The 23,754-nt window shown below is 67.1% G+C and carries 18 protein-coding genes; 6 read left to right on the top strand and 12 right to left on the bottom strand.

Annotated features, from left to right (window positions below; all coding sequences use genetic code 11):
- Positions 1-16 precede the first annotated feature (16 nt).
- The 7 genes from YWC_RS0100095 to YWC_RS33265 all read right to left on the bottom strand — a co-directional run bounded on the left by YWC_RS0100095 (position 17) and on the right by YWC_RS33265 (position 4,523).
- Complete coding sequence (locus tag YWC_RS0100095) at positions 17-814, bottom strand: hypothetical protein (protein WP_156923411.1); 798 nt, start codon at positions 812-814, stop codon at positions 17-19.
- Entirely contained in the window at positions 811-1,533 is a 723-nt protein-coding gene (locus YWC_RS0100090) for a phosphoribosyltransferase (RefSeq protein ID WP_027863555.1), read from the bottom strand. Before YWC_RS0100090 ends, YWC_RS0100095 begins: the two co-directional genes overlap by 4 nt.
- A 109-nt stretch (positions 1,534-1,642) precedes the next feature.
- Positions 1,643-2,113 carry an Hsp20/alpha crystallin family protein gene (locus YWC_RS0100085; RefSeq protein WP_036212544.1) on the bottom strand — a complete coding sequence of 157 codons (471 nt, stop codon included), beginning with the start codon at positions 2,111-2,113 and terminating at the stop codon, positions 1,643-1,645.
- A 117-nt stretch (positions 2,114-2,230) separates the two neighbouring features.
- On the bottom strand, positions 2,231-3,073 hold the full coding sequence (gene fghA, locus YWC_RS0100080) for an S-formylglutathione hydrolase (RefSeq protein WP_027863553.1): 843 nt from the start codon (positions 3,071-3,073) through the stop codon (positions 2,231-2,233).
- A gap of 60 nt (positions 3,074-3,133) precedes the next feature.
- Entirely contained in the window at positions 3,134-3,712 is a 579-nt protein-coding gene (locus YWC_RS0100075) for a chromate transporter (protein WP_027863552.1), read from the bottom strand.
- Entirely contained in the window at positions 3,709-4,296 is a 588-nt protein-coding gene (locus YWC_RS0100070; RefSeq protein ID WP_027863551.1) for a chromate transporter, read from the bottom strand. The genes YWC_RS0100075 and YWC_RS0100070 overlap by 4 nt, the downstream gene beginning before the upstream one ends.
- Positions 4,297-4,346: 50 nt before the next feature.
- On the bottom strand, positions 4,347-4,523 hold the full coding sequence (locus tag YWC_RS33265; protein ID WP_169728066.1) for a hypothetical protein: 177 nt from the start codon (positions 4,521-4,523) through the stop codon (positions 4,347-4,349).
- A 467-nt stretch (positions 4,524-4,990) separates the two neighbouring features.
- On the opposite strand from YWC_RS33265, the gene YWC_RS0100060 reads away from it, so the two are divergent.
- Positions 4,991-7,081, top strand: coding sequence for an ATP-dependent helicase (locus YWC_RS0100060; protein ID WP_027863550.1), 2,091 nt, complete (start codon positions 4,991-4,993; stop codon positions 7,079-7,081).
- Between the two features lie 342 nt (positions 7,082-7,423).
- Here YWC_RS0100060 and YWC_RS0100055 read toward each other — a convergent pair whose 3' ends face one another.
- Positions 7,424-8,068, bottom strand: a complete 645-nt coding sequence (locus YWC_RS0100055; protein ID WP_027863549.1) for a phosphohydrolase — start codon at positions 8,066-8,068, stop codon at positions 7,424-7,426.
- 121 nt (positions 8,069-8,189) lie between these two features.
- Between YWC_RS0100055 and glpD the strand changes: the two genes are divergently transcribed.
- Both glpD and YWC_RS0100045 read left to right on the top strand, forming a co-directional pair.
- Positions 8,190-9,746, top strand: coding sequence for a glycerol-3-phosphate dehydrogenase (gene glpD, locus YWC_RS0100050; protein WP_027863548.1), 1,557 nt, complete (start codon positions 8,190-8,192; stop codon positions 9,744-9,746).
- Positions 9,747-9,800: 54 nt separating this feature from the next.
- Complete coding sequence (locus tag YWC_RS0100045) at positions 9,801-10,415, top strand: glutathione S-transferase family protein (protein WP_027863547.1); 615 nt, start codon at positions 9,801-9,803, stop codon at positions 10,413-10,415.
- A gap of 55 nt (positions 10,416-10,470) precedes the next feature.
- On the opposite strand, the gene YWC_RS0100040 is transcribed toward YWC_RS0100045, so the two are convergent.
- Both YWC_RS0100040 and YWC_RS0100035 read right to left on the bottom strand, forming a co-directional pair.
- Complete coding sequence (locus YWC_RS0100040) at positions 10,471-11,349, bottom strand: protein-glutamate O-methyltransferase CheR (protein WP_229412971.1); 879 nt, start codon at positions 11,347-11,349, stop codon at positions 10,471-10,473.
- Positions 11,333-16,237: a HAMP domain-containing protein gene (locus YWC_RS0100035; protein ID WP_027863545.1), complete on the bottom strand. Its 4,905-nt coding sequence runs from the start codon at positions 16,235-16,237 to the stop codon at positions 11,333-11,335. Before YWC_RS0100035 ends, YWC_RS0100040 begins: the two co-directional genes overlap by 17 nt.
- Positions 16,238-16,590: 353 nt before the next feature.
- Between YWC_RS0100035 and YWC_RS0100030 the strand changes: the two genes are divergently transcribed.
- On the top strand, positions 16,591-17,325 hold the full coding sequence (locus tag YWC_RS0100030; RefSeq protein WP_036212431.1) for a helix-turn-helix transcriptional regulator: 735 nt from the start codon (positions 16,591-16,593) through the stop codon (positions 17,323-17,325).
- On the opposite strand, the gene YWC_RS27670 is transcribed toward YWC_RS0100030, so the two are convergent.
- The gene (locus YWC_RS27670) at positions 17,300-17,572 is read right to left on the bottom strand and encodes a helix-turn-helix domain-containing protein (protein ID WP_036212428.1); all 273 of its coding nucleotides are present in this window, start codon (positions 17,570-17,572) and stop codon (positions 17,300-17,302) included. The two genes, YWC_RS0100030 and YWC_RS27670, sit on opposite strands and share 26 nt — an antisense overlap.
- A gap of 157 nt (positions 17,573-17,729) precedes the next feature.
- Here YWC_RS27670 and YWC_RS0100020 point away from each other — a divergent pair, with 157 nt between their 5' ends.
- Positions 17,730-18,323 (top strand): acyl-homoserine-lactone synthase, encoded by a 594-nt coding sequence (locus YWC_RS0100020; RefSeq protein WP_027863543.1) that lies wholly within the window; start codon positions 17,730-17,732, stop codon positions 18,321-18,323.
- Here YWC_RS0100020 and YWC_RS0100015 read toward each other — a convergent pair.
- Complete coding sequence (locus YWC_RS0100015) at positions 18,311-20,365, bottom strand: prolyl oligopeptidase family serine peptidase (RefSeq protein WP_027863542.1); 2,055 nt, start codon at positions 20,363-20,365, stop codon at positions 18,311-18,313. The two genes, YWC_RS0100020 and YWC_RS0100015, sit on opposite strands and share 13 nt — an antisense overlap.
- Positions 20,366-20,466: 101 nt before the next feature.
- Here YWC_RS0100015 and YWC_RS0100010 point away from each other — a divergent pair, with 101 nt between their 5' ends.
- Positions 20,467-23,487 (top strand): CHASE domain-containing hybrid sensor histidine kinase/response regulator family protein, encoded by a 3,021-nt coding sequence (locus YWC_RS0100010; protein ID WP_051306097.1) that lies wholly within the window; start codon positions 20,467-20,469, stop codon positions 23,485-23,487.
- The last annotated feature ends 267 nt before the right edge of the window (positions 23,488-23,754 follow it).

The raw sequence follows: 23,754 nt of genomic DNA, 5'->3' as shown, positions 1-23,754 counted from the left end.
GGACGCATCGCCTCGCTCAGTGCAGGTAACGGCTGCCGGACTGCTCGCTTGGTGGGATCATCGGCGCCTGGCCATGCTCGTCCTGCTGATTCATCTGCGGCAGCCGGGCCGGCATGTTGTCGCTGACCCGGTAGGTCTTGTCGCGGGTGCCTTGCCACAGCAGGGCCAGGCCGGCCAGTCCGATCAGCAGGCCGCCCGGAGAGCGGCGCATCAGGCTGAGCAGGCCCAGCACGCCGCCGCCCACCAGGGCCGGATGGGCTCCTTCCAGATAGTCGGGGCCGCGCTCGTCCCGGGCGCTGCCGCGCGAGCCGCGCAGCCACGCGGACAGCCCGCCGCGCGCACGGTGCTCGGCTTCATACTCTCCGGCCGGCTCGTAGTGCTTGTAGCGCGCCGGCGAACGGCTGGTATCGGATTCGTCGCCGCGCATGCTGCTGCCGTCGGCCGCGGCCCTGGCGCGCTCGCGGACACGTTCGGCACTGTCTTCCAGGCGGTGGGTCGCCTCCTGGGCGCCGTGGCGGGCGCGTTCGAGCATCGGCGCCGCCTTGGCCTGCACGCGGTCGGCGCCGCGCGACAGGGCGCTGGCGGCGCTGTCCTTCAGCCCCACCAGGCGGTCGCCGGCGCTGTGCAGCACGCCGTCGACTGTCGCCCCGGTGCGGGCGCCGGCTGCGCGCACCGCGGACACTGCGCGCGAACGGCGCGCGGAGCCGCGTTCGGGATCCAGCAGGTACATCAGCAGCGCTCCGGCCGCTGCCGCACCCAGCCATTTACCCACGCTGCCTACATCGGTTGCCGTCTCGGTTGGAATTGGTTTCATGTCCGCTCCTTTCTGTTGTCCTTGTTCCCCTGCTGCCCACCATTCGGCGCGGCGGGCGTCGCCCATGCCTGTGCCAGCAGGTCCTGTACTTCTTCGTCACCCGTCTGCCCGAATGACCGGTAGAACTGGCCGACCGCATGGAAGCGGGGCGGGGCAAGCGGGCAGGCGACTTCGTCGGCTTCGCGCGCGAGCCGTTCGAGGGTGTCGGGCGCGCCCACCGGCGCCGCCACCACCAGTTGCGCGACCCGGTGCTTGCGCACCACCTGGACCGCCGCCAGCATGCTGGCCCCGGTCGCGATGCCGTCGTCGACCAGGATCACGCAGCGGCCTTCGAGCCGCGGCGGCAGGCGTCCACCGCGGTAGAGGCGGTCGCGCCGCTCGAGCTCGGCCAGTTCGCGCACGGCGACCTGGTCCACCTGTTCCTGGGTCACGCCCAGCAGGCCGGGCACGCCCGGCTGCAGCACGCGCACGCCGCCGCTGCCGATCGCGCCCATTGCGTATTCCTCGTTGCCGGGCATGCCCAGCTTGCGCACCAGCAGGACGTCGAGCTCCGCGCCGAGGGCGATGGCCACTTCGAAGGCCACCGGCATGCCGCCGCGCGGCAGGCCGAGCACGATCGGGTCGGACTGGCCGGCGAGATGCCGCAAGCTGCGCGCCAGTTGTCGGCCGGCGTGGGCGCGGTCCTTGTAGCCTTCGGTCTCCGGCATGGTGAAGCGCATAGAACGAAACGTAACGATGGTAGAACGCAAAACGGCCGCGCCGCGCCGCGGCAGGGCGCCGCAACGCGGGACGCGGACCATGGACTCTGCCTGACGCGTGGCCGGGCGACTACTGGATGGTCAGGCGACGTGCTTCAGCGCCCTGCTTTTTGGGCAGGCTCAGCTGCAGTACGCCGTTCTCCAGCTTTGCCTGTGCCGAACCGTCGTCGACTTCGGTGGGCAGGGCGAAGCTGCGCATGAACCTGCGTGCGGTGCGTTCAGCATACACCACGGTTTCACCCTCGCGGCGTTCGTTTGCCGAGCGGCATTCCGCCTCGATGGTGACGCGCTGCCCGTCGACCGAGACCTTGACGTCCTCCTTGTTCACGCCGGGGAGTTCGGCCTGGATTTCGTAGGTCTTCTCGGTTTCGCTGACGTCCAGCCGCGGCGTCGCGGCAGCTTCGCCGGCCCATTGCCCGCCCTGTGCAAGCGGGGCGAAGAAGTCCTGGAACATGCTCTCGACCATGCGCCCGAACTGGTCCTCGACGGCGCCCGGGCGGTAGGCCGGGAGCGGGCTATTGCCTCGTCTAATGAGATTCATGATGGCCTCCATGGATAATGACTGAGAGTGCCGGTGGGTGCCGGCAATGTCTTTATAGGACGGAGGCGGGGCGTTTTCAAGCAGGCGGGGCAGGCGTCGGCCTGCACCCGCCATCGCTCATCCGAGCAGGCGGCGATGGAAGCGCAAATGATCTTCCACGTAGGTCGAAATGAAATAGTAGCCGTGGTCGTAGCCCTCATGCCGGCGCAGGGTCAAGGGCTGGCCGGCACGGGCGCAAGCTTCCTCGAAGGCTTCCGGATAGAGCTGCTCGGCCAGGAATTTATCGGCCAGCCCCTGGTCGATCAGGATCCCGCCCGGGAAGGGCGCCGTGTCCATCCCGGCCATCAGTTCGCTCGCATCGTACTGGCGCCAGCTCGCCTGGTCGGCGCCCAGGTAGCCGCCGAAGGCCTTTTGCCCCCACGGGCAGCGCATCGGCGCCGCGATCGGCGCGAAGGCCGACACCGAACGGAACAGGCCTGGATTGCGCAGCGCCATCATGAGCGCGCCATGCCCGCCCATCGAGTGCCCGAAGATGCCCACCCGGGCCGGGTCGGCCGGCAGCTGGGCTACTACCTGCTCGCGCAGTTCCAGGATGTGGCTGTACATGCGGTAGTGCTGCGACCATGGCGCCTCGGTGGCGTCGACATAGAAGCCAGCGCCCGCCCCGAAGTCCCAGCTGTCGGTCTCGCCGGGCATGCCGGCGCCGCGCGGGCTGGTATCGGGCGTGACCAGGATCAGGCCTTCCTGCGCCGCCACGCGCTGGGCGCCGGCCTTGATCATGAAGGTCTCTTCGGTGCAGGTCAGACCGGCGAGGTAGAACAGGACAGGCAGGCGCTTGCCTTCGGCGCCGGGCGGCAGGTAGACGGAAAAGCGCATCGGCAGGCCGATGGCGGTCGAATCGAAGCGGTAGAAGCGCTGGACGCCGCCGAAGCAGGCATGTTCGCTGAGAAGTTCGAGCATGGGTTCGCTGGATGAGTGGCTAATTGCGCAAGTATGCCCTGTGGCGTCGCGGCTTGCCAGTCAGACGAATCCGAGCGCGCCGAGCAGGGCGCCGGCGCCCAGCATCCACAGCAGGTGCAGGCGGGTACGCCAGATGAGCAGGCAGGATAGCAGGGCCAGTAACCAGGCCGGCCAGCCGCTCTTGTCGGAGCCGGCGCCGGCGAGCAGCCAGCTGGTGGCCAGCAGCATGCCGATCACGATCGGCGCCAGCCCCAGGCGGAAGGCGCGCACCGCGCGCAGCTCGCGGTTGCGGTGTCCCCACTGTGCGATGTGGTAGTTGAGGATGGAGGAGGGCAGCAGGATGCCGGCCATGGTCAGCGCCACGCCGGCCAGGGCGGCGCCGAGGCTGCCGGTGTTCATGCCCAGGTGCCAGCCCATCAGCGCGACGAACAGCACGTTGGGACCCGGGGCCGCCTGCGCCAGCGCGATCGCATCGCTGAACTGCGACTGGGCCAGCCAGCCCTTGTCTTCGACCAGGAAGCGCTGCATGTCGGCGCTGACCGAGATCGCGCCGCCGAACTGCAACAGGGACAGCATCAGGAAATGGACGAACAGGCTGAGCCAGTCGTGCCATCCCAGAACGAGCGGAGCCGCCGTCATCGCAGCCTGCGCCAGGCCAGCACGCAGCCGAGCGAACCCAGTGTGGGCAGCACCCAGACCAGCGGCGCACGCAGCCAGGCCAGCAAGGCGAAGGCGGCCGCCGCGATCCCGACCGAGCAGGGAAGCGGGATTGGGTTCCTGGCCAGCGCGCTCGACAGCTTCAGGCCGGTGGCGGCGATCAGGCCGGCGGACACGGCCGCCATGCCGCGCAGCGCGCCGGCCACCGCGGGATGGTCCGCATACTGCGCGTGAAAGGCCGCCAGCACCAGCACCAGCAGCAGCGGCAAGGCGAGCAGGCCGGCGACCGCGGCCACGGCCCCGGGCAGCCCGAACCAGCGCGCGCCGATCATGATCGACAGGTTGAGCACGTTCGGCCCGGGCATGATCTGCGCCACGGCCCAGTCCTCGATGAATTCCTCCTGCGTCAGCCAGCGCTTGCGCTCGACGATCTCGCGCTGGACGACCGCCAGCACCCCGCCGAAGCCTTGCAGGGCAAGGACGGTGAAGGAGACGAACAGGTCGGCCAGCGACGTGGGCCGGGGACGGTCCGGATCGGGGTGGGCAGCGGGAGGCGGAACGCGCATCCCCGGATTATCGCCGGGCCCGCGCCCGCCTGTCCACGCGGGGCTGGCGCTCAGCCGCCGCCGATACCCCGCATGACCTTGCCGCTGCCGCCACAGTTGGAACAGGGCCGGCCGTCGGACAGCTTGCCGCTGCCGGCGCAGGCTTCGCAGACGTCTTCTCCGGCGCCGGGCGTACCGGGTTCCGCTTCGTCGCCGGGATTCAGGTCGGGATCGGGGTGCATGCTCATGGCGTCCTCACAATGGTTGGTCACGCGGCCATTGTAGGCGGCGCATGCGGGAGGTGGCGCAGCGCTGGACGTTGAGGCGAGCCGGGCTTATACACAAAAATTGCCGTAAAATAATTTTGCGCGCACCCGTTCCCACTACGCGACAGCTGCGTGTAAACCCTTGATTTCCGGGCCTATCGCGATTGCCTTCCCAATAGGCAAATTGTTGAAAGCCGCACGGATGGCCGCATTTGGCGTGTCAAGCCCCCGCTTTTCCACATAGTTATTCACAGACTTTGTGGATATCAGGAAAACTTTTTAATTATTAACTACTTAGCATGTCTTCTGCATGTAATCCATGACCTGACGCCGGGCAAAATGTGCGTTCAATCGTGCGCGGGCTTGACTCTGGATTTCTTGAGGCTTGCGCAAGAGAACTGGATAAATGTACAGTATGGCATTTGCAGCCGCCATTCCTTGTCCATCCCATGTCCGCCGTCCTCCAACAGTCCGCCCTGGACGATCCTTTCGCCGGCCTGAATGCCGAACAGCGCGCCGCGGTCGAGCACGACATCGGCGCCGCCAGGGTACGGCCGCTGCTGGTGGTGGCCGGGGCGGGCTCGGGCAAGACCAATACGCTGGCGCACCGCGTCGCGCGCCTGATCCAGCTGGGGGCCGATCCCCAGCGCATCCTGCTGCTGACGTTTTCGCGCCGTGCGGCGGGCGAAATGAGCCAGCGCGCCAGCGGCGTGCTGCAGCGCCTGCTCGGCAAGGGCGGCAGCGCCAACGCGGCCCAGGTGAGCCTGCCCTGGGCTGGCACCTTCCACGCGATCGGCGCGCGCCTGCTGCGCGAGTATGCGGGCCGCGTGGGCCTGGACGAATCCTTCACCATCCACGACCGCGGCGACTCCGAAGACCTGATGGGACTGGTGCGCCACGAAATCGGCCTGTCGCATACGGAAAAGCGCTTTCCGCTGAAGGGCACCTGCCTGTCGATCTATTCGCGGGTGGTCAACAGCCGCGAGCCATTGGAGGCGGTGCTGCAGTCCACCTTCCCCTGGTGCAGCGAGTGGGAAGGACAGCTGAAAACCCTGTTCGGCGCCTACGTCGACGCCAAGCAGGAGCAGAACGTGCTGGATTACGACGACCTGCTGCTGTTCTGGTCCGAAATGGCGAGCGACCCGGAGCTGGGCCCGGAGCTGGGGGCCCGGTTCGACCACGTGCTGGTCGACGAATACCAGGACACCAACCGCCTGCAAGCGGCGATCATCACCGGCATGAAGCCCGGCGGCGAGGGCGTGATGGTGGTCGGCGACGATGCCCAGTCGATCTATGCCTTCCGCGGCGCCACCGTGCGCAACATCCTCGACTTCCCGAAGCAGTTCTCGCAGCCCGCCGAAGTCATCACGCTGGAGCGCAACTACCGCTCGACCCAGCCGATCCTGGACGCTTCCAACGCCGTCATCGCCGCCGCCCGCGAGCGCCACGCCAAGACGCTGTGGACCGACAGGGCGTCCAGCCTCAAGCCGCAACTGGTCCTGATCCCGGACGAGGCCGAACAGGCGCGCTGGGCCTGCCGCCGCATCCTGGAACACCGCGAAGCCGGCATCGCCCTGAAATCGCAGGCGGTGCTGTTTCGCGCGGCCAGCCACAGCGCCGCGCTGGAGCTGGAACTGATGCGGCGCAACATCCCCTTCGTGAAGTTCGGCGGCCTGAAGTTCCTGGAAGCGGCCCACATCAAGGATGTGCTGGCCGTGCTGCGTTTCGCCCAGAACCCGAACGGCCGCATGGCGGGCTTTCGCGTGGCCCAGCTGATTCCGGGGATCGGCCCGGCGACCGCCACCCGCCTGCTGGATGCGGTGGGCGAGGCCACCGACCCGCTGGCGGCGGTGGAAGCCTTCGCGGCGCCGGCCAAGAGTCTCGAGGACTGGGCCGCCTTCAGCGCACTGTACCGGCGCCTGCGCACGCCGGGACTGCGCTGGCCGGCCGACATCGAGCTGGTCAAGCAATGGTACTTGCCGCACCTGGAACGCATGTACGACGACGCGCAGGTGCGCGCCGCCGACGTCGAGCAATTGGCCGCGCTGGCTGGCGGGCACGCGACGCGCGAGAGCTTCCTGGCCGAGATTACGCTCGACCCGCCCGAAGCCACCAGCGACCGCGCAGGCAGCCCGCTGCTCGACGAAGACTACCTGATCCTGTCGACCATCCATTCCGCCAAGGGACAGGAGTGGAAATCGGTGACGGTATTGAACGTGGTGGACGGCTGCATCCCGTCGGACATGAGTACCGGGAACAACGACGACATCGAAGAAGAGCGGCGCCTGCTCTATGTGGCCATGACGCGCGCGCGCGAACACCTGCACCTGGTGCTGCCGAACCGTTTCTTCATCAAGCAGCAGGCCCAGATGGGCGATCGCCACGTCTACGCGGCCCGGTCGCGCTTCATCACCCCGGCCATGCTGAAGCATTTCGAGGAGACGACCTGGCTCAGCGCGGACACGCAGCAGCTGCGCAAGCCGGTGCCGGAGAGCGTGCGCATGCTGGTGCGGGAGCGCGCTCGGAACGCGTGGAAATGAGCGAAGATCGGCACACGTTGAGGACTTATCCCCCGTGCGGTGATTTTGTAGGAATATGCCCCAGACTCCCGCACTGCACGAAAGTAGGGCGCGTGCAAGTCATTGATTTTTAGAGTTTTTCAATTTGCCTGCGGAACGGGCAATTTGTTGAAACCCGCATCATTACTGGACTTTCAGCTTGTCAAGTAGTGCTTTTCCACATCTTTATCCACAGTTCTTGTGGATAGTGAAGAACTTCCTATGAAATCAATCGCTTACGTGCGAAGCTTGAGCGTTCTCAAGTTTCGGCGCCGATTTTCGGTGCAGCTCTGCAGCCTGGTGTAGGGAGCAGCTGTTGCGGGATCAGGCGCGCGCGTTGGCGCTGGCCTGCTTCAGGCGATCGAGCTCGGCCAGGAAGCGTTCCGCAGCAAGGCCTGGGGGCCACGGCTCCCAGGGCGTGCCGCCGAAATACGGCACCAGCGGGTCCTGGTCCAGCACGTCGGCGCGGATCTTCAGCGTGCGCCTGACTTCGTCCGGCGTCCAGCCGGTCACGTGCACCGCTTCGCTTGCCGCCGCGAGCCGGTCGGCCTGCTTGTGCAGCCTGTGCTCCTTCTCGGTCCAGGCCGGCAGACCGTAGCGCAGGAAGACCATCTGCTCCAGGCGCCTGGTCAGGGCACGGAAGCCTTCGCCCAGGAAGGGCTTGATCACCGAGATCGCATCGAAGCCGAGCAGGCCTTCCTCGGCATCGTGCAGCAGCTCGCGCAGTTCCCGCAGGGGCGTGGGCTGGGGAGCGATGGCGCGGCGCAGCAGCATCACGGTCAGCGAGTGCTGGGCCACCGACAGGGGCAGCGGCCAGGCCGAATGGCCGCCCCAGCGGTAGGTGCGCGCCAGGCCCAGCGCCAGGTCGGCGTCGTCCCAGTCGAAGGGAGTCGGGTTGAGCAGGTCCAGGCGCTTACCGGAAGGCATGCGGACCCAGGCACGCACGTCGGCGCTGGATGAGTTGTGCATGTGCCGATTTTACACACCGGCGGGTCCATTCTCCGCATAATTGATACAAGCAAAGATGCTCTACTGGCGAGTGCCTACACTGGACCGGCTAGGCGGGCCCGGCCCGCAGACGGGAGGCGACATGAACGAGGACACCCAGCTGGAATGCGACGTGCTGGTCGTGGGTGGCGGCATCAATGGCGCGGGGATCGCGCGCGACCTGGCCGGGCGCGGGCTGCGGGTGGTCCTGTGCGACAAGGACGACCTGGGGTCCCACACGTCTTCCGCATCGAGCAAGCTGATCCACGGCGGCCTGCGCTACCTCGAGCACCGCGAGTTCGGTCTGGTGCGCAAGGCGCTGCTTGAACGCGAAACCCTGTTGTGCAGCGCCCCGCACATCATGCACCCGCTGCGCTTCGTGATGCCGCACGATGCCACGCAGCGGCCGGCCTGGCTGATCCGCGCCGGCCTGTTCCTGTACGACCGCCTGGCGCCGCGCACCTTCCTGCCGGCGTCGAGAGTGGTCGAGCTGGCGGAGCACCGCGCCGGCGGGGCGCTCAAGCCCAGCTTTACGCGCGGCTTCGTGTATTCCGATGGCTGGGTCGACGATGCCCGGCTGGTGGTACTGAATGCGCTCGATGCGCATGAGCGCGGCGCCACCGTGCTGACGCACACGCGCTGCGCGGCCTTCGAGCGCCACCCGCAGTACTGGACGGCGACGCTGGTGCAGGGCGAGCGCAGGCTAAGGGTCAAGGCGCGCTGCCTGGTCAACGCGGCCGGGCCCTGGGCCGCGCGGGTGGCCCAGATCGCCACCGGCAGCGCTCCCACGCAGCGCCTGCGCCTGGTCAAGGGCAGCCACATCGTGGTGCCGCGCCTGTTCGACCACCAGTACGCCTACATCTTCCAGCACCCCGACGGCCGCATCGTGTTCGCGATGCCCTATGAAGACGCGTTCACCCTCGTCGGCACCACCGACGTCGAGTTCCAGGGCGACCCGGACGGGGTGGCGATCGCCGGCACCGAAACGGTCTACCTGTGCGAGCTCGCCAACCGCTATTTCCGCCGCCAGGTCGCGCCCGCGGACGTCGTGTGGTCCTACTCGGGCGTGCGCCCGCTGCTCGAAGACGACGCCGCCAGCGCCAGCGCGGCCACGCGCGACTACCTGCTCGGGCGCGATACCGCGGGGGCGCCCTTGCTGTCTGTTTTCGGCGGCAAGATCACCACCTTTCGCAAGCTGGCCGAGGAAGCGGCGGACTGGATCTCCGGCGCGCTCGGGCACGCCCGGCTGGGGTGGACGGCGCAGGCCGTGCTGCCGGGCGGAGACCTGTTCGGCAGCCTGCCAAACAGCCGCGCCGTGCTCGAATTCGACGCCTGGGTGGCCGCGCTCGAACGCCGCCATCCCTGGCTGCCTGCCAGCCTGGCGCGGCGCTGGGCGCGTGCCTACGGTAGCCGTGCCGAGATCCTGCTGGCCGGCGCCGCCGGCATCGATGACCTGGGCGAGGAGGTGGCCCCCGGCCTCCATGCCGTCGAGTTGCGCTATCTGATGCGGCACGAGTGGGCCGGCTGCGCCGAGGACGTGTTGTGGCGCCGCAGCAAGCTCGGGCTGCACCTGCCCCCTGGTTGTGCGGACGATGTCGACGCCTGGATGGATGCCGCGCGGGCAGGTGAAGGCACGGTCCCGCTGGTCGAACCGGCCTGAGCTCCTGCCGGTTCGCGCTATTATGGCCATCCTTGTTCAAGGATGGAAAAGCCCATGCGTCTCTACGTCAGTCCCCGCGCGCCCAACCCGCGGCGTGTCACCATGTTCATGGCGGCCAAACGAATCGAAGGCATCGAACTGGTCGACGTCGACCTGAATGCCGGCGGCCACCGCTCGCCTGAATTCACCGCCCTGAATCCGCTGGCGCGCGTTCCCGTGCTGGTGCTCGACGATGGCCGTGCGCTCAGCGAGACGCGCGCCATCTGCACCTACCTCGAAGGCCTGTATCCGGAACCGAACCTGATGGGGGTGGACAGCACCGAGCGCGCCTTCATCGAGATGGCCGACCGCCGCATGGAGCTGCACCTGATGCTGGAAACGGCGCTGTGCGTGCGCCATACGCATCCGGGGCTGGCCAGCCTGGAGCAGCCGCAGTTTCCGGACTTCGGCGCGGCGCAGGGACACAAGATGCGCGCGACGGCGCGCTGGCTCGACGGAGAGCTGGGCAGGCAGCCCTACGTGGCCGGAGAACGGTTCACGATTGCCGATATCACTGCCTTCTGTGCGATCGAATTCGCACGCGGACTGCTGAAGTTCAGGCCGGGGCAGGAGGGGATGGCGCACCTGCAGGCCTGGCGCGACCGGATCGCGGCCGAGTACAAGGCATAGCCGGAAATCGCAGGGTGGTCGGCTGTGCCGACCGCGCGCCCAGTCAGCCTGAAAATCAGCGCACCCGCTTGTACCAGCCCGCGTCCTCGAACAAGGGCTGGTAGTCCGCCGCACCGGCGTCGGTCGGCGCCAGTTCGCGGTCCAGCCCCAGCACCCCGAACAGCGACACGCTGTCGCGGAACAGGCGCAGCACGCGCTGGCGCAGCAGCGGCCCGAAGTCGGGCAGGGCGCGGCGGCAGATGATGCCGTGGAACTCGTTGAATGAGGCGTCCGTCACCAGGCTGTACTGCGCCCAGGTGATGCGTTCGCGCAGGCGCGGCAGCAGGCGCGCTTCGCCATTCGCGATCTCGAAGTAGTCGCTCAGGCGCCCGGCGCCCCCGCTGGCCTGGTACTGCGCCTGCGACTGCGCCAGCTGGGCCACCGGCAGCGAGGCGTTGCGCACGTCGAACAGCAGCTCGTCGCTGGCGACGGTGGCGAACACCTCGGTGCGGCCGTACAGCTTTTCCTCGGCCAGCAGGATCGCCAGCGTCCAGGCCTCGGCCACGCCGGCCGGCTCGGCCAGCCAGACCTTGGGCAGGGCGGTCGGACGCAGGCTGTCGCCCAGCGCGGTGCGCAGGCGCCGCGTGTCCTCGGGCAGGTCGAACAGCTCCGCCTGCGGCACCGCCAGCGTGCGCACGAGTTCGTGCGCGACGCCGGCTTCGTGCAGCACCCGCTCCTGCAGGCTGGAGATGGTCGCCAGCTTGCGCGCGCGCAGCAGCGCGAACAGCTTGTCGCGCAGCCTGGGCCGCGCATAGCCACGGAAATCGACACCGAAGCGCTGGTAGACGGCTTCCAGCAGCAGTTCGATCTCGAGTTCCTCCGTTGCCTGGGCGGCGGCGAACCCGGACCAGGCGCTCAATTCACCCATCGCCGCGGCCTTAGTGGAGCCAGACACGCATCATCGACAGCAGCTGGGCCACATCGACCGGCTTGGTGATGTAGTCCGAGGCGCCGGCGGCGATGCACTTGTCGCGGTCACCCTTCATCGCTTTCGCGGTCAGGGTAATGATCGGCAGCGAACGGAACTTCGGGATGCGGCGGATCGCCCGCATCGTGTCGTAGCCGTCCATCTCCGGCATCATGATGTCCATCAGGACGATCTCGATGGTCGGGTCCTTCTCCAGCACCTCGATGCCGTCGCGGCCGTTCTCGGCGAACAGCACTTGCATCTGCTGGCGCTCCAGCAGGGTGGACAGCGCGAAGATGTTACGCAGGTCGTCGTCGACGATCAGCACCTTGCGGCCGGCCAGGCCGCCGTCCGCCGCGTGGATCTCTTCCAGGATGCGGCGCTGCTGCTCCGGCAGGCTGGCCTGCGAACGGTGCAGGAACAGGGCGGTTTCGTCCAGCAGGCGTTCCGGCGAGCGGGCGTCCTTCATGACGATGGTCTTGGCGTAGCGCTTGAGCTTGGTGACCTCCTTGCGCGACAGCTCCTTGGCGGTGTAGATCACCACCGGCAGGTCGCGCAGGCGCTCGTTGGCGCCGATGCGGTCCAGCAGGTCGAAGCCCGAGATGTCCGGCAGGGTCAGGTCCAGCACCATGCAGTCGAAGCGCGCGCTTTCCAGCGCCTCCATCGCGGCGGCGCCGGTGTCGACCGTCACCATGTGGATGTCGGCGTTGCCGATCAGGGCCACGATCGACTCGCGCTGGGCCATGTCGTCTTCCACCACCAGCAGCGAACGCTTGCCGCCCATCAGGAACTTCTGGATGCGCTTGAACTCTTCCTGCAGCGCCTCGCGGCCCACCGGCTTGTTGATGTACGAGATCGCGCCCTGGCGCAGCGCGCGCTCGCGCTCGCGCAGCGAGGACATCACGTGGACCGGGATGTGGCGGGTGTTCGGGTCGCGCTTGAGGCGGTCGAGCACCGTGAAGCCGTCGATGTCCGGCAGGTCGATGTCGAGCAGGATCGCCGACGGCAGGTAGTCGCGCGCCAGCGACAGCGCCGAATCGCCGCGCTGGGTGACGATGCCCTTGAAGTTCTTCTCGCGGGCGAAGTCGAGCAGCACCTTGGCGAAGCGCTCGTCGTCTTCCACGATCAGCACCGACGGGTCGCCCGGGGTCACCAGGCCGCGGTCGTCCAGCACCGAGGAATACTCGACCAGCGAGCCGGCTTCCACCGTCTCGGCGGTCGCTACCTCGCTGCTTGCTTCCACCACCGGCTGGTAGGACACGGTGGTGGCCGGGGCCGGCGGCGGGGCCAGGCGGGCCGGCTGCGGCTGGCGCGTCTGCTCGTAGTTGATGAAGCCGGCGCGGTTGTAGGGCAGGTACAGGGTGAAGGTCGACCCGACGTTGACGGTCGATTCGACGCGGATCTCGCCGCCCAGCAGGCGCGCCAGTTCGCGCGAGATCGACAGGCCCAGGCCGGTGCCGCCATATTTACGCGCGGTCGAGCCGTCGGCCTGCTGGAATGCCTCGAAGATCAGCTGCAGCTTGTCGGACGGGATGCCGACGCCGGTGTCGCGCACCGAGAAGGCCAGCACCGCGTCGGCGTGCACCAGGTTTGGGTGGTCGTGGGTCCAGCCGCTGTTCACCAGCGAGATGGTCAGTTCGACCTGGCCGTGGCTGGTGAACTTGAACGCGTTCGACAGCAGGTTCTTCAGGACCTGCTGCAGGCGCGTGGTGTCGGTCATCACCGCAGTCGGCAGGTTGTCCGCCAGCGCCACGTCGAAGCCGAGGTGCTTGGCTTCCGCCATGTGGCGGAAAGTACGGTCGACGTAGTTGCGCAGGTTCGAGAAGCGGTATTCCGACACGTCCAGCGTGACGGTGCCGGATTCGATCTTCGACAGGTCGAGAATGTCGTTAATCAGGGTCAAGAGGTCGGAACCGGAGCCGTGGATGGTCTTCGCGAATTCCACCTGGCGCGACGACAGGTTGCCTTCCGGGTTATCCGAGAGCTGCTGCGCCAGGATCAGGAGCGAGTTCAAGGGCGTGCGCAGTTCGTGCGACATGTTCGCCAGGAACTCGGACTTGTACTTGGAGGACAGGGCGAGCTGGGTCGCCTTTTCTTCCAGCGCCAGTTTCGCCTGTTCCACCTCGCGGTTCTTGCGTTCCACCTCGATGTTCTGCTCGGACAGCAGGCGCGCCTTCTCCGCCAGCTCCTGGTTGGTCTGCTGCAGTTCCTGGGCGAGGGACTGCGACTGGGTCAGCAGCGACTCGGTACGGCTGTTTGCCTCGATCGTGTTCAGGACCACGCCGATCGATTCCATCAGCTGGTCGAGGAAGGACAGGTGGGTTTCGGTGAAGCGGTCCAGCGAGGCGATCTCGATGACCGCCTTGACCTGCTGTTCGAACAGGATCGGCAGCACCACGATGTTGTTCGGCGGCGCCGAGCCCAGGCCCGAGGACACCACGATGTAGTCGCGCGGCACGTCGGTCAGCCAGATGCGGGTCTTCTCCAGCGCGCACTGGCCAACCAGGCCTTCGCCCGGCAGGAAGGAGGTCGGCAGCTTGCGGCTGGAACGGTAGCCGTAGGAGGCGATCATGCGCAGGCGTGCGTCGGTCTCCTGCGAGTCCATCATGTAGAACACGCCGTGGTGGGCCGACACCAGCGGCGCCAGTTCCGACAGGATCAGCTTGGTCACGGCCTGCAGGTCGCGCTGGCCCTGCAGCAGGCGGGTGAAGCGCGCCAGGTTGGTCTTCAGCCAGTCCTGCTGCGCGTTCTTCTGCGTGGTCTCCTTCAGGTTGCGGATCATCTCGTTGATGTTGTCCTTCAGGTAGGACACCTCGCCGCGCGCTTCCACCTGAATGGAACGCGAGAGGTCGCCGCGGGTCACCGCGGTCGCCACCTCGCCGATCGCGCGCATCTGGTTGGTCAGGTTCGCCGCCAGCTGGTTGACGTTCTCGGTCAAGTCCTTCCAGGTACCCGCCACACCGGACACGTTCGCCTGGCCGCCGAGCTTGCCTTCGGTACCCACCTCACGGGCGACGCGCGTCACCTCGGACGCGAACGAGGACAGCTGGTCCACCATGACGTTAATGGTGTCCTTCAGTTCCAGGATCTCGCCCTTCACGTCCACGGTAATCTTCTTGGACAGGTCGCCGCGCGCCACCGCGGTCGTCACCGCCGCGATGTTACGCACCTGGCCCGTCAGGTTCGACGCCATGAAGTTCACGTTGTCGGTCAGGTCTTTCCAGGTGCCGCCGACGCCCGGCACGTAGGCCTGGCCGCCCAGCTTGCCTTCGGTACCCACTTCACGGGCGACGCGGGTCACTTCCGATGCGAAGGAGGACAGCTGGTCCACCATCACGTTAATCGTGTTCTTCAGTTCGAGAATCTCGCCCTTCACGTCCACGGTGATCTTCTTGGACAGGTCGCCGTTCGCCACCGCGGTGGTCACTTCCGCGATGTTACGCACCTGGCCGGTCAGGTTACCCGCCATCGAGTTCACGCCGTCGGTCAGGTCTTTCCAGGTGCCCGCAACGCCCGGCACGTTCGCCTGGCCGCCCAGGCGGCCTTCGGTGCCCACTTCGCGCGCCACGCGCGTCACCTCGGATGCGAAGGAGTTCAGCTGGTCGACCATCACGTTGATGGTGTTCTTCAGCTCGAGGATCTCGCCCTTCACGTCGACCGTGATCTTCTTGGACAAGTCGCCGTTCGCCACCGCGGTGGTCACGTCCGCGATGTTACGCACCTGGCCGGTCAGGTTACCCGCCATCGAGTTCACCGAGTCGGTCAAGTCCTTCCAGGTACCCGCGACGCCCTTCACGACCGCCTGGCCGCCGAGCTTGCCCTCAGTACCCACCTCACGCGCCACCCGGGTCACTTCGGATGCGAACGAGGACAGCTGGTCGACCATGACGTTGATGGTGTTCTTCAGCTCGAGAATCTCGCCCTTCACGTCCACGGTGATCTTCTTGGACAGGTCGCCGTTCGCCACCGCGGTGGTCACCGCCGCGATGTTACGCACCTGGCCCGTCAGGTTCGAGGCCATGAAGTTCACGTTGTCGGTCAAGTCCTTCCAGGTACCCGCCACACCCGGCACGTAGGCCTGGCCGCCGAGCTTGCCTTCGGTACCCACCTCACGCGCCACCCGGGTCACTTCGGATGCGAAGGAGCGCAGCTGGTCCACCATGACGTTGATGGTGTCCTTCAGCTGCAGGATCTCGCCGCGCACGTCCACGGTAATCTTCTTCGACAAGTCGCCGTTCGCCACCGCGGTGGTCACCTCGGCGATGTTACGCACCTGCGAGGTCAGGTTACCCGCCATCGAGTTTACCGAGTCGGTCAAGTCCTTCCAGGTGCCCGCCACGCCCTTCACCTGCGCCTGGCCGCCGAGCTTGCCCTCGGTACCCACTTCACGCGCCACGCGCGTCACCTCGGACGAGAACGAGGATAGCTGTTCCACCATGGTGTTCGCGGTCATCGCCGCACGCAGGTACTGGCCCTTGAGCGGGTGCCCGTCCACTTCCAGCGCCATGGTCTGCGACAGGTCGCCTTTCGCCACCGCGCCGATGACGCGCGCCATCTCGGTGGTCGGGCGCACCAGGTCGTCGATCAGGGTGTTGACCGAGCTGATGATGGTGGCCCAGCCGCCTACCACGCCCGGCAGGTCCGCACGCTGGGTCAGGTGGCCTTCGCGGCCGACCACGCGCGACACGTCGGTGACCGTCTCCACCATCTTCTGCTTGGTTTCGATGATGTCGTTGAGCGTGTCGGCGATCTTGCCGGATACGCCGGTCCAGTCCGAGGGCATGCGGACCGAGAAGTCGCCTTTTTTCAGCGCCATCAGGGTGGTCAGCAATAGCTTGACGTCCAACTGTTCGCCCATGTCGGTCATGTTGTTCATCGACTAAATCCTTGTTTCGCGTGGGTGGTGAAATCGTGCCGCGCCGGCGGGACCGGCGACTGTGAACTGTTAACTGCTGAGAAGATACTCTTGTATATATTCAAGTCAAGCATCGCAATAGATATGAAGTGCTAGCGCCAGGAAATATTGCTATTTAGAAAACTTGCGGTGGGCATTCGGCGGAGGGTAACGTAATCCCTATCAATACAGCGCACGATTGCAGAAGCGTTGTTGTATTTGAACGACAACTGTGCGTATATCCAGTCTCACATTGGTTGAGGCTGTGGCAATTGGTGAATATTTGGACGCCAAAGTCATTTAGGATGAATCAAGTATTGACCCGCATTTGTCCTATGATCGACACCGCACTATTACTGGGGCTGCTGGAAGCCGGAGACGACCGCACCTGGGCGCAGCGTCTGTTCGAACTCGCGCGCAGCCAGGGTTTCGACCAGATGCTGTATGGTGTCGTGCCGTCGCGACATGTACGCTTCGAACACGCCTTTACGCGCAGTAACTATTCGGCGGAGTGGCGTGACCGCTATGAAGCCAACGGCTTCCATTATGTCGACCCGACCGTGGTCCATTGCGTCTCGAACACCCTGCCGCTGGTCTGGGCGCCGTCCACCTTCGGCAGCGGCGTGCCGGGCGCGCTGTACGAGGAAGCCAGCGCGCACGGCATCCGCAGCGGCGTGACCTTGCCGATCCACGGCCCGCAAGGCGAGCTGGGCATGATCAGCTTCGCATCCGACCTGCGGCCCGACGCGCCTTTCGAACGCTCGCTGTTCGAGGCGCTGCCGGCCCTTTCCCTGATCCGCGACTATGCTTTCGCCTCATCGGCGCGTTTCCGCGAGGCCAAGGCGGAGCCGGAGCTGCCGCGCCTGACCCGGCGCGAACTCGAGGTGCTGCAATGGGTCATGGTCGGCAAGTCCTCCTGGGAGGTCGCCCGGATCACCAATTGTTCCGAGGCGACCGTCAATTTTCACCTGGCCAACGTGCGCCAGAAGTTCGGCGTGAACACCCGCCAGCAGGCGGTGGTCAAGGCAATTTCCCTGGGCCTGATCACGCCTGCAGATCACCATCGCTGACCCGTCCATTGACGTAGAGGCGCAGCAGGATGGCGACCGGGGGAGGGACCGCAAGGCCGGTCTCGAAGCGGCTTCCGCTCGATTGGGTGACGCCGAAACGGCTCCAGAATTTTTCCTGGCTTTCGCGTTTGGCAATGCGCAGGCGCCGCAGTTCATGTGGCGCGGACCGGTGCGCACCGCCCGCCTGTGCCGCTTGTTGCGCTTCCAGTTCCGCCGCCAGTGCTTCGCACATCATCTCGTTTCCCATCTTTGCTCCTTTCCATCGGTGGCTATGCAAACTGCAAGTATTCCACCGGCGGCGCGCATAGCCACCTAGCAGAGCTGATAGTTCCGGTTCTGCCCGCCATGCATGAATCTTGTATGCGAAGTGCATAGCTTGATCCACCACAACTAGGGGCTCCAAAATGACGATGCAAATCAAAATCGCAGCACGCCGTGAATTCAAATCCAAAGATCTGTGGGAAATGCATACCCTGCGCGCCAAGGTGTTCAGCGGGCGTCTGGGCTGGGAAGTGCCCGTCATGTCCGGCATGGAGATCGATGGCTATGACGCCCTGGACCCGGCCTATATGGTGATGCGCGAGCCCGCCGGCACGCTGCTCGGCTGCTGGCGCCTGCTGCCGACCGAAGGTCCGTACATGCTCAAGGATTCCTTCCCCCAGCTGCTTGAAGGCCGCGCGGCGCCAAGCGACGCACGCATCTGGGAGCTGTCGCGCTTCGCCCTCGAGACCGACAAGGAAAACCGCTACGGCTTCTCGGACATGACGATGCAATGCTTCGAGGCCGTGATCCGGTATGGCATCGAGAACGGCCTGACCCATTACGTGACGGTGACCACCACCGCGATGGAGCGCCTGACCCGGCGCGCCGGCGTGGTCACCAGCCGCCTCGGCGAGCCGCAGCGCATCGGGATCGAGAATGCGGTGGCCTTCTATGTGGACGTGCGCGCCACCTGGGAAGCGCTGTATGCGCGCACTATTGCTCCTCAGGCAGCTTGATCCTTGCCGAGCTGGCGGCGCAGGAAAGTCCAGGTGAGGGCCCACATGCGCGCGGTCTGCGCATTGTCGGCCGCGCCGGCATGGCCGCCCTCGAGGTTTTCCCAGTACAGCACCTCGTGGCCCTGCTCCAGCATGCGCGCCGCCATCTTGCGCGCATGGCCCGGATGCACGCGGTCGTCGCGGGTCGAGGTGGTGAACAGCACGCGCGGGTAGCGCTGGCCGGCCCACACCTGGTGGTAGGGCGAGTAGCGGGCGATCCAGGACCACTCGGCCGGGTCGTCAGGGTCGCCGTATTCGCCCATCCAGGAAGCGCCGGCCAGCAGCAGGTGGTAGCGCCGCATGTCGAGCAGCGGCACCTGGCAGACCACGGCGTTGAACAGATCGGGACGCTGGGTGAGCACGGCGCCGACCAGCAGGCCGCCATTGCTGCCGCCCATGATGCCGAGCCGGCGCGGACTGGTAATCTTGCGCGCGACGAGGTCTTCGGCCACGCCGATGAAATCGTCGAAGGCGCGCTGGCGGTCCTGCTTCAGCGCCGCCTGGTGCCAGCCCGGGCCGAACTCGCCGCCGCCGCGGATGTTGGCGACCACGTAGACGCCGCCGTCTTCCAGCCAGGCCGAGCCGCTGATCGCGCCGTAGGACGGTTTGAGGGACACCTCGAAGCCGCCGTAGCCGTACAGGACCGTCGGGTTGTCGGCATCCAACCGGGTGTCGCGGTGCATCACCGCGAAGTAGGGCACCCGGGTGCCGTCGCTCGATTGCGCCTCGAACTGGTGCACCTGCAGGCCCTGGGCCTCGAAGAAGGCGGGCATGCTCTTCAGCGGCTCGCGCACGTCCGTGCCCGCTTCCATCAGGTACAGGGTGGACGGCTCGGTGAAGCCGGTCATGGTCAGGAAGTAGCGGTTCGAGGCGACCCGGTCGAAGGCCCAGGCGTCGAGCGCGCCCATGTTCGGCAGATCGACGTTGCGCGCCTGCCAGCGGCCGTCCTCGCGGCGCAGCTCGACGATGCGGTTCTTGACCTTGTCGAGCACCGTGAGCAGCAGGGCGTCGCGGGTGACCGTGAGGCCGTCGAGCGAGGTGACGGGCGAGGGCAGGAACAGGGGCTCGAAGGCCGCCCGGCCGCCCAGTACCGCATCGAAGTCCGCGGCCAGCAGCGCGCCCTGCGGATAGGTCGTGCCGCCCGCTTCCCAGTTCGATCGCAGTTCGATCACGAGCTGGTCGCGCACCGCGAAGGCATTCGCATCCTCCGGTTTTGGTATCCTGACGAGCCGGCCGTCGCGCCGCAGGAACAGCTCGCTGCTGTAGAAGCCGATCTGGCGCTGCACGAAGGCGCGCTCGAATCCGGGCGTCGCATCGGTCCATCCCGAGGCGGACAGGTCGTCCGGCAAGGCCTCGAACACCGTTTCCGCCGCCTCGAGCGGCGTGCCGCGCCGCCACTCCTTGACGATGCGCGGATAGCCCGATTCGGTAAGCGAACCGGGGCCGAAGTCGGTGCCGACGAACAGGGTGTCGCGGTCGATCCAGGCGACGTCGCTTTTGGCCTCCGGCAGGATGAAGCCATCGGGCACGAAGCGGCGTGCCGTGGCGTCGAACTCGCGCACCACGTGGGCGTCGCCGCCGCCGCGCGAGAGCGAGACCAGGCAGCGCGCGCCATCGGGCTCGAGCCAGGTGACGCCGCCCCAGACCCAGTTCTCGCCCTCCTCGCGCGCCAGCAGGTCGAGGTCGAGGAGCGTCTCCCAGGCCGGCTCCCCCTTGCGGTATTCGTCGAGCGTGGTGCGGCGCCAGATCCCGCGCGCGTGAACGGCGTCGCGCCAGAAGTTGTACAGCAGGCCGGCGTGGCAGCCGGCGTACGGAATCTTCTCGGTGGAGTCGAGGATGGCCCGCAGGCGCGCGCGCAGGGCGGCGTAGGCAGGCTGTGCTTCGAGCTCCGCCTCGGTGATCCGGTTGCGCCCTTCGACCCAGGCGCGTGCCCGGGCGCCGTCGACCTCTTCGAGCCAGAGGTAGGGATCGTCGTGGGCGGATGGCGTCGTGGCTGAATTCATTGGATGTGAAGTGAATATTGTTGAGCAAGCCGGGCCGGCGTTTGCCTATACTAGCAACATCGAGCAGGCAGATCCCGCACTCCAGAGCCATGGATTCTTCAATGACCGCTAGTTCCGCAGTGAATACGCCCGGTGCGGCCCAGCAGGGCGCGAGCGCCGCCCCCTGGGTGGCCGGGCTCGCGCTGTCGCTCGCGGTCGGCGCGCTGTGCTACCGGATCGCGGCCGGTGCGGTCGAGGACGACGCGCGGCGCCGTTTCGAGACCGTGGCGCGGCTGGCCCAGGAGCGGGTGTCGAACGCCATCGTCTCCTATACCCAGGTGGTACGTGGCATGGCCGCGCTGCATACGGCCGGCGAAGGCCCGCTGACGCGGCTGCGGCTGCACCGCTACGTGAAGGCGCTTGACCTGCCTGCACAGTTTCCGGCGATTGAGGCGGTGTCCTTCATCGCCTACGTGCCCGATGCTAAGCGCGAGGCCTTCATCGCGAGCGTGCGCCATGACCGCAGCGTGGACCCGAACGGCTATCCGGATTTCGACATCCGGCCGGCCGGACGTCGCCCCTGGTATGCCGTGATCACCTGGGTCGAGCCGGCCAAGCAGCCGAACGACCGGGTCGGCGTCGACATCGCGGCCCAACCGCACATCGCCGCGGTGGTGGCGCGCACGCGCGACGAGGGCAGCCTGGGGGCGTCCGGGAACCCGGTGCGCCTGCAGCACCCCACTTCGCATACGGCGCTCGGCATGCGTGAGCAGCTCTACCTGGGCGGCGGGCTGCCGGCCACGGTGGAAGAGAGGCGGGCACGCTACATGGGCAGCATCGGCATCGCGTTTTCGGTCGACGAATTGGTGCGCCGCGCACTCGGCCCGGAAGGAAGCCAGCCGGTGGCGCTCAGCCTGTACAGCGAAACCGGGCCGGCCCGGCCCGGCGCCAGCAAGCCGGTGTCCGGGGTGCTGGCGCTGGATCCGGGCGACCGCCTGCTGCTGGGGCCGGACGTGCGCGGCCGGTCGCAGGCCGGAAGGCGCTTCACGACCCTGCTCCCGATCGATTACGCCGGCACTCGCTGGAAAGCCCATTTCTCGGCCGAGCGCCCGGCCATGGCAGTAGGCGCCGACCGCACCCTTCCGCTGCTGGCCTTCGGCTCCGGCTTCGGGGTGAGCCTGCTGGGCTTCGCGCTATTCTTCAACCTGTACCGTTCGCGCCGCGCCGCACTCGACCAGCGACTGCTGCTCGATTCGGTGCTGGACAACCTGGACGCCTACGTGTACCTGAAGGACAGCGCGCGCCGCCTGCTCTATGTGAATGCGAAGAGCGCGGCCTTGATCGGGCGTCCGCCGGCCGAGATCGTCGGCCGGCGCGACCTCGACCTGGTACCGGCGCACAGTGCCGAGCAGGGCTGGGAGCGCGACCGCGCCGTGCTGGAGGCGGGCGAACGTCACGCCTGCCAGGTCGAACTGCCGCTGCCGGACGGCAGCGTGCGCCAGATGTGGAGCGTGCGCGTGCCCCTGTACCCGGAAGGCGAGATCCCGGCGGTGCTGTGCATCTCGACCGACGTCACCACGCTGCACGAACTCAAGGCGCGCGCCGATGCGGCCAACCAGGCCAAGAGCGACTTCCTGTCGAACATGAGCCACGAGATCCGCACGCCGATGAACAGCATCATCGGCATGACCCACCTGGCGCTGCAGGCGCACCCCGACCCGCAGCTGCGCGGCTACCTGGACAAGATCTACCACTCGGGCCAGCACCTGCTCGGCATCATCAACGACATCCTCGATTTCTCCAAGATCGAGGCCGGCAAGCTGGAACTCGCCACCCGCGGCTTCATGCTCGACAAGCTGATGCGCAACGTCGAGCAGCAACTGGGGCAGGCGGCCGCCGGCAAGGGGCTCGGCTTCGACATCGACATCGCCCCCGAGCTGATGCGTCCCCTGCGCGGCGATCCGCTGCGGCTGGAGCAGGTGCTGCTGAACTTCGCCGGCAACGCCGTCAAGTTCTCCGAGCACGGCCGCATCCTGCTGCGCGCCCGGCTGGAACACGCCTTCGGCCCCGAGCTCCTGGTGCGCTTCGACGTGCAGGACAAGGGCATCGGCATCGCGCCCGACAAGCTGGCCGGCCTGTTCACGCCCTTCCACCAGGCCGACCCCTCGGCCACGCGGCGCCATGGCGGCACCGGCCTGGGCCTGGTGATCAGCAAGCAGCTGGCGGAGCTGATGCATGGCGAGGTCGGGGTCGACAGCACGCCTGGGCAGGGCAGCACCTTCTGGTTCACGGCGCGGCTGGAACTGAACCCGGCCCTGGAAGAGGGCGCCGCCGGCAGTGCCGGGCTGGGGGCGGCGCCTGCGGCGCACGCCACCCGCCTGGACGGCTGCGCGGTGCTGCTGGTCGAGGACAACGCCTTCAACCAGCAGGTCGGCCGCGAGCTGCTGCGGCAGGCGGGCGCCGAGGTGAGCGTGGCCGGCAACGGCATCGAGGCCCTGGAGGCGATGCGGGGCCGGCGTTTCGACTGCGTCCTGATGGACGTGCAGATGCCCGTCATGGACGGGCTGGAAGCGACACGCCGCATCCGCCAGGACCCGCAGCTTGCCGGCACCCTGGTCATCGCCATGACCGCCAATGCCGGGGTCGAAGACCGGGCGCGCTGCCTGCAGGCCGGCATGGACGAATTCCTCAGCAAGCCGGTGGTGCCGGAGCTGCTGGCGGCGACCATCGCGCGCTGCCTCGGCCGCAGTGCGGCGCCGGCGCCCGACGTGCTCCCGCCACCGGTTGCCGACGCCGGGGCGGTCGATTTCGAGACGCTGGCGGCCAGCTTCGGCGGCGACCGCGAACGGATGCGCAAATACGCCTTCCTGTTCGTGTCGAGCGCGCGCGATGCGCTGGCCGAGATCGACGCGGCGCTGGAGCGCGGCGACATGGCAAGGGTGGGCGCGGTGGCGCACCGCGTCAAGTCCTCGGCGCGCGCGGTGGGCGCCGGCGCGTTCGCTTCCCTGTGCGAGGAGATCGAGGCGCAGGCCGGGCGTCCGGCCCAGGCGAGGGCGCTGGCGGCGCGCCTGCGCGCCCAGCTGGCGCGCGTCGAGCGCGAGATCGCCAGCCGCCTTGGCGTGCGTGGCCAGGACCGGGCCTGACGCTGTCTTTTTGGACATTGTTAGAGGCAATGGGATGGACGCCCCCTCCCGAAACGGCATCGATGTGCCAAAGTGGAAGTGTCAACTGACCACGACATCGAGGGGGGCGTCATCATGAANATTACGACAATTGGCATCGACCTGGCAAAGGATGCGTTCCAGGTCCAGGGCATAGGTGAGCAAGGTGAGGTTCGAGTAAAACGGCAGCTCAAGCGTAGGGAAATGATGGAGTTCTTCACGCGTATCGAGCCCTGCCTGATCGGCATG

It is taken from the genome of Massilia alkalitolerans DSM 17462 (genome assembly GCF_000427785.1).
Classification (GTDB): domain Bacteria; phylum Pseudomonadota; class Gammaproteobacteria; order Burkholderiales; family Burkholderiaceae_D; genus Telluria; species Telluria alkalitolerans.
This window is presented reverse-complemented; position numbering and strand designations above follow the sequence as displayed.

Coding starts and splice junctions, on each gene's coding strand:
- YWC_RS27670 (WP_036212428.1), bottom strand. CDS start 17,572: ATGGGAAACGAGATGATGTGCGAAGCACTGGCGGCGGAACTGGAAGCG.
- YWC_RS0100070 (WP_027863551.1), bottom strand. CDS start 4,296: ATGCGCGTTCCGCCTCCCGCTGCCCACCCCGATCCGGACCGTCCCCGG.
- YWC_RS0100045 (WP_027863547.1), top strand. CDS start 9,801: ATGCGTCTCTACGTCAGTCCCCGCGCGCCCAACCCGCGGCGTGTCACC.
- YWC_RS0100090 (WP_027863555.1), bottom strand. CDS start 1,533: ATGCGCTTCACCATGCCGGAGACCGAAGGCTACAAGGACCGCGCCCAC.
- YWC_RS0100010 (WP_051306097.1), top strand. CDS start 20,467: ATGACCGCTAGTTCCGCAGTGAATACGCCCGGTGCGGCCCAGCAGGGC.
- fghA (WP_027863553.1), bottom strand. CDS start 3,073: ATGCTCGAACTTCTCAGCGAACATGCCTGCTTCGGCGGCGTCCAGCGC.
- YWC_RS0100075 (WP_027863552.1), bottom strand. CDS start 3,712: ATGACGGCGGCTCCGCTCGTTCTGGGATGGCACGACTGGCTCAGCCTG.
- YWC_RS0100035 (WP_027863545.1), bottom strand. CDS start 16,237: ATGAACAACATGACCGACATGGGCGAACAGTTGGACGTCAAGCTATTG.
- glpD (WP_027863548.1), top strand. CDS start 8,190: ATGAACGAGGACACCCAGCTGGAATGCGACGTGCTGGTCGTGGGTGGC.
- YWC_RS0100085 (WP_036212544.1), bottom strand. CDS start 2,113: ATGAATCTCATTAGACGAGGCAATAGCCCGCTCCCGGCCTACCGCCCG.
- YWC_RS0100095 (WP_156923411.1), bottom strand. CDS start 814: ATGAAACCAATTCCAACCGAGACGGCAACCGATGTAGGCAGCGTGGGT.
- YWC_RS33265 (WP_169728066.1), bottom strand. CDS start 4,523: ATGAGCATGCACCCCGATCCCGACCTGAATCCCGGCGACGAAGCGGAA.
- YWC_RS0100020 (WP_027863543.1), top strand. CDS start 17,730: ATGACGATGCAAATCAAAATCGCAGCACGCCGTGAATTCAAATCCAAA.
- YWC_RS0100055 (WP_027863549.1), bottom strand. CDS start 8,068: ATGCACAACTCATCCAGCGCCGACGTGCGTGCCTGGGTCCGCATGCCT.
- YWC_RS0100060 (WP_027863550.1), top strand. CDS start 4,991: ATGTCCGCCGTCCTCCAACAGTCCGCCCTGGACGATCCTTTCGCCGGC.
- YWC_RS0100030 (WP_036212431.1), top strand. CDS start 16,591: ATGATCGACACCGCACTATTACTGGGGCTGCTGGAAGCCGGAGACGAC.
- YWC_RS0100015 (WP_027863542.1), bottom strand. CDS start 20,365: ATGAATTCAGCCACGACGCCATCCGCCCACGACGATCCCTACCTCTGG.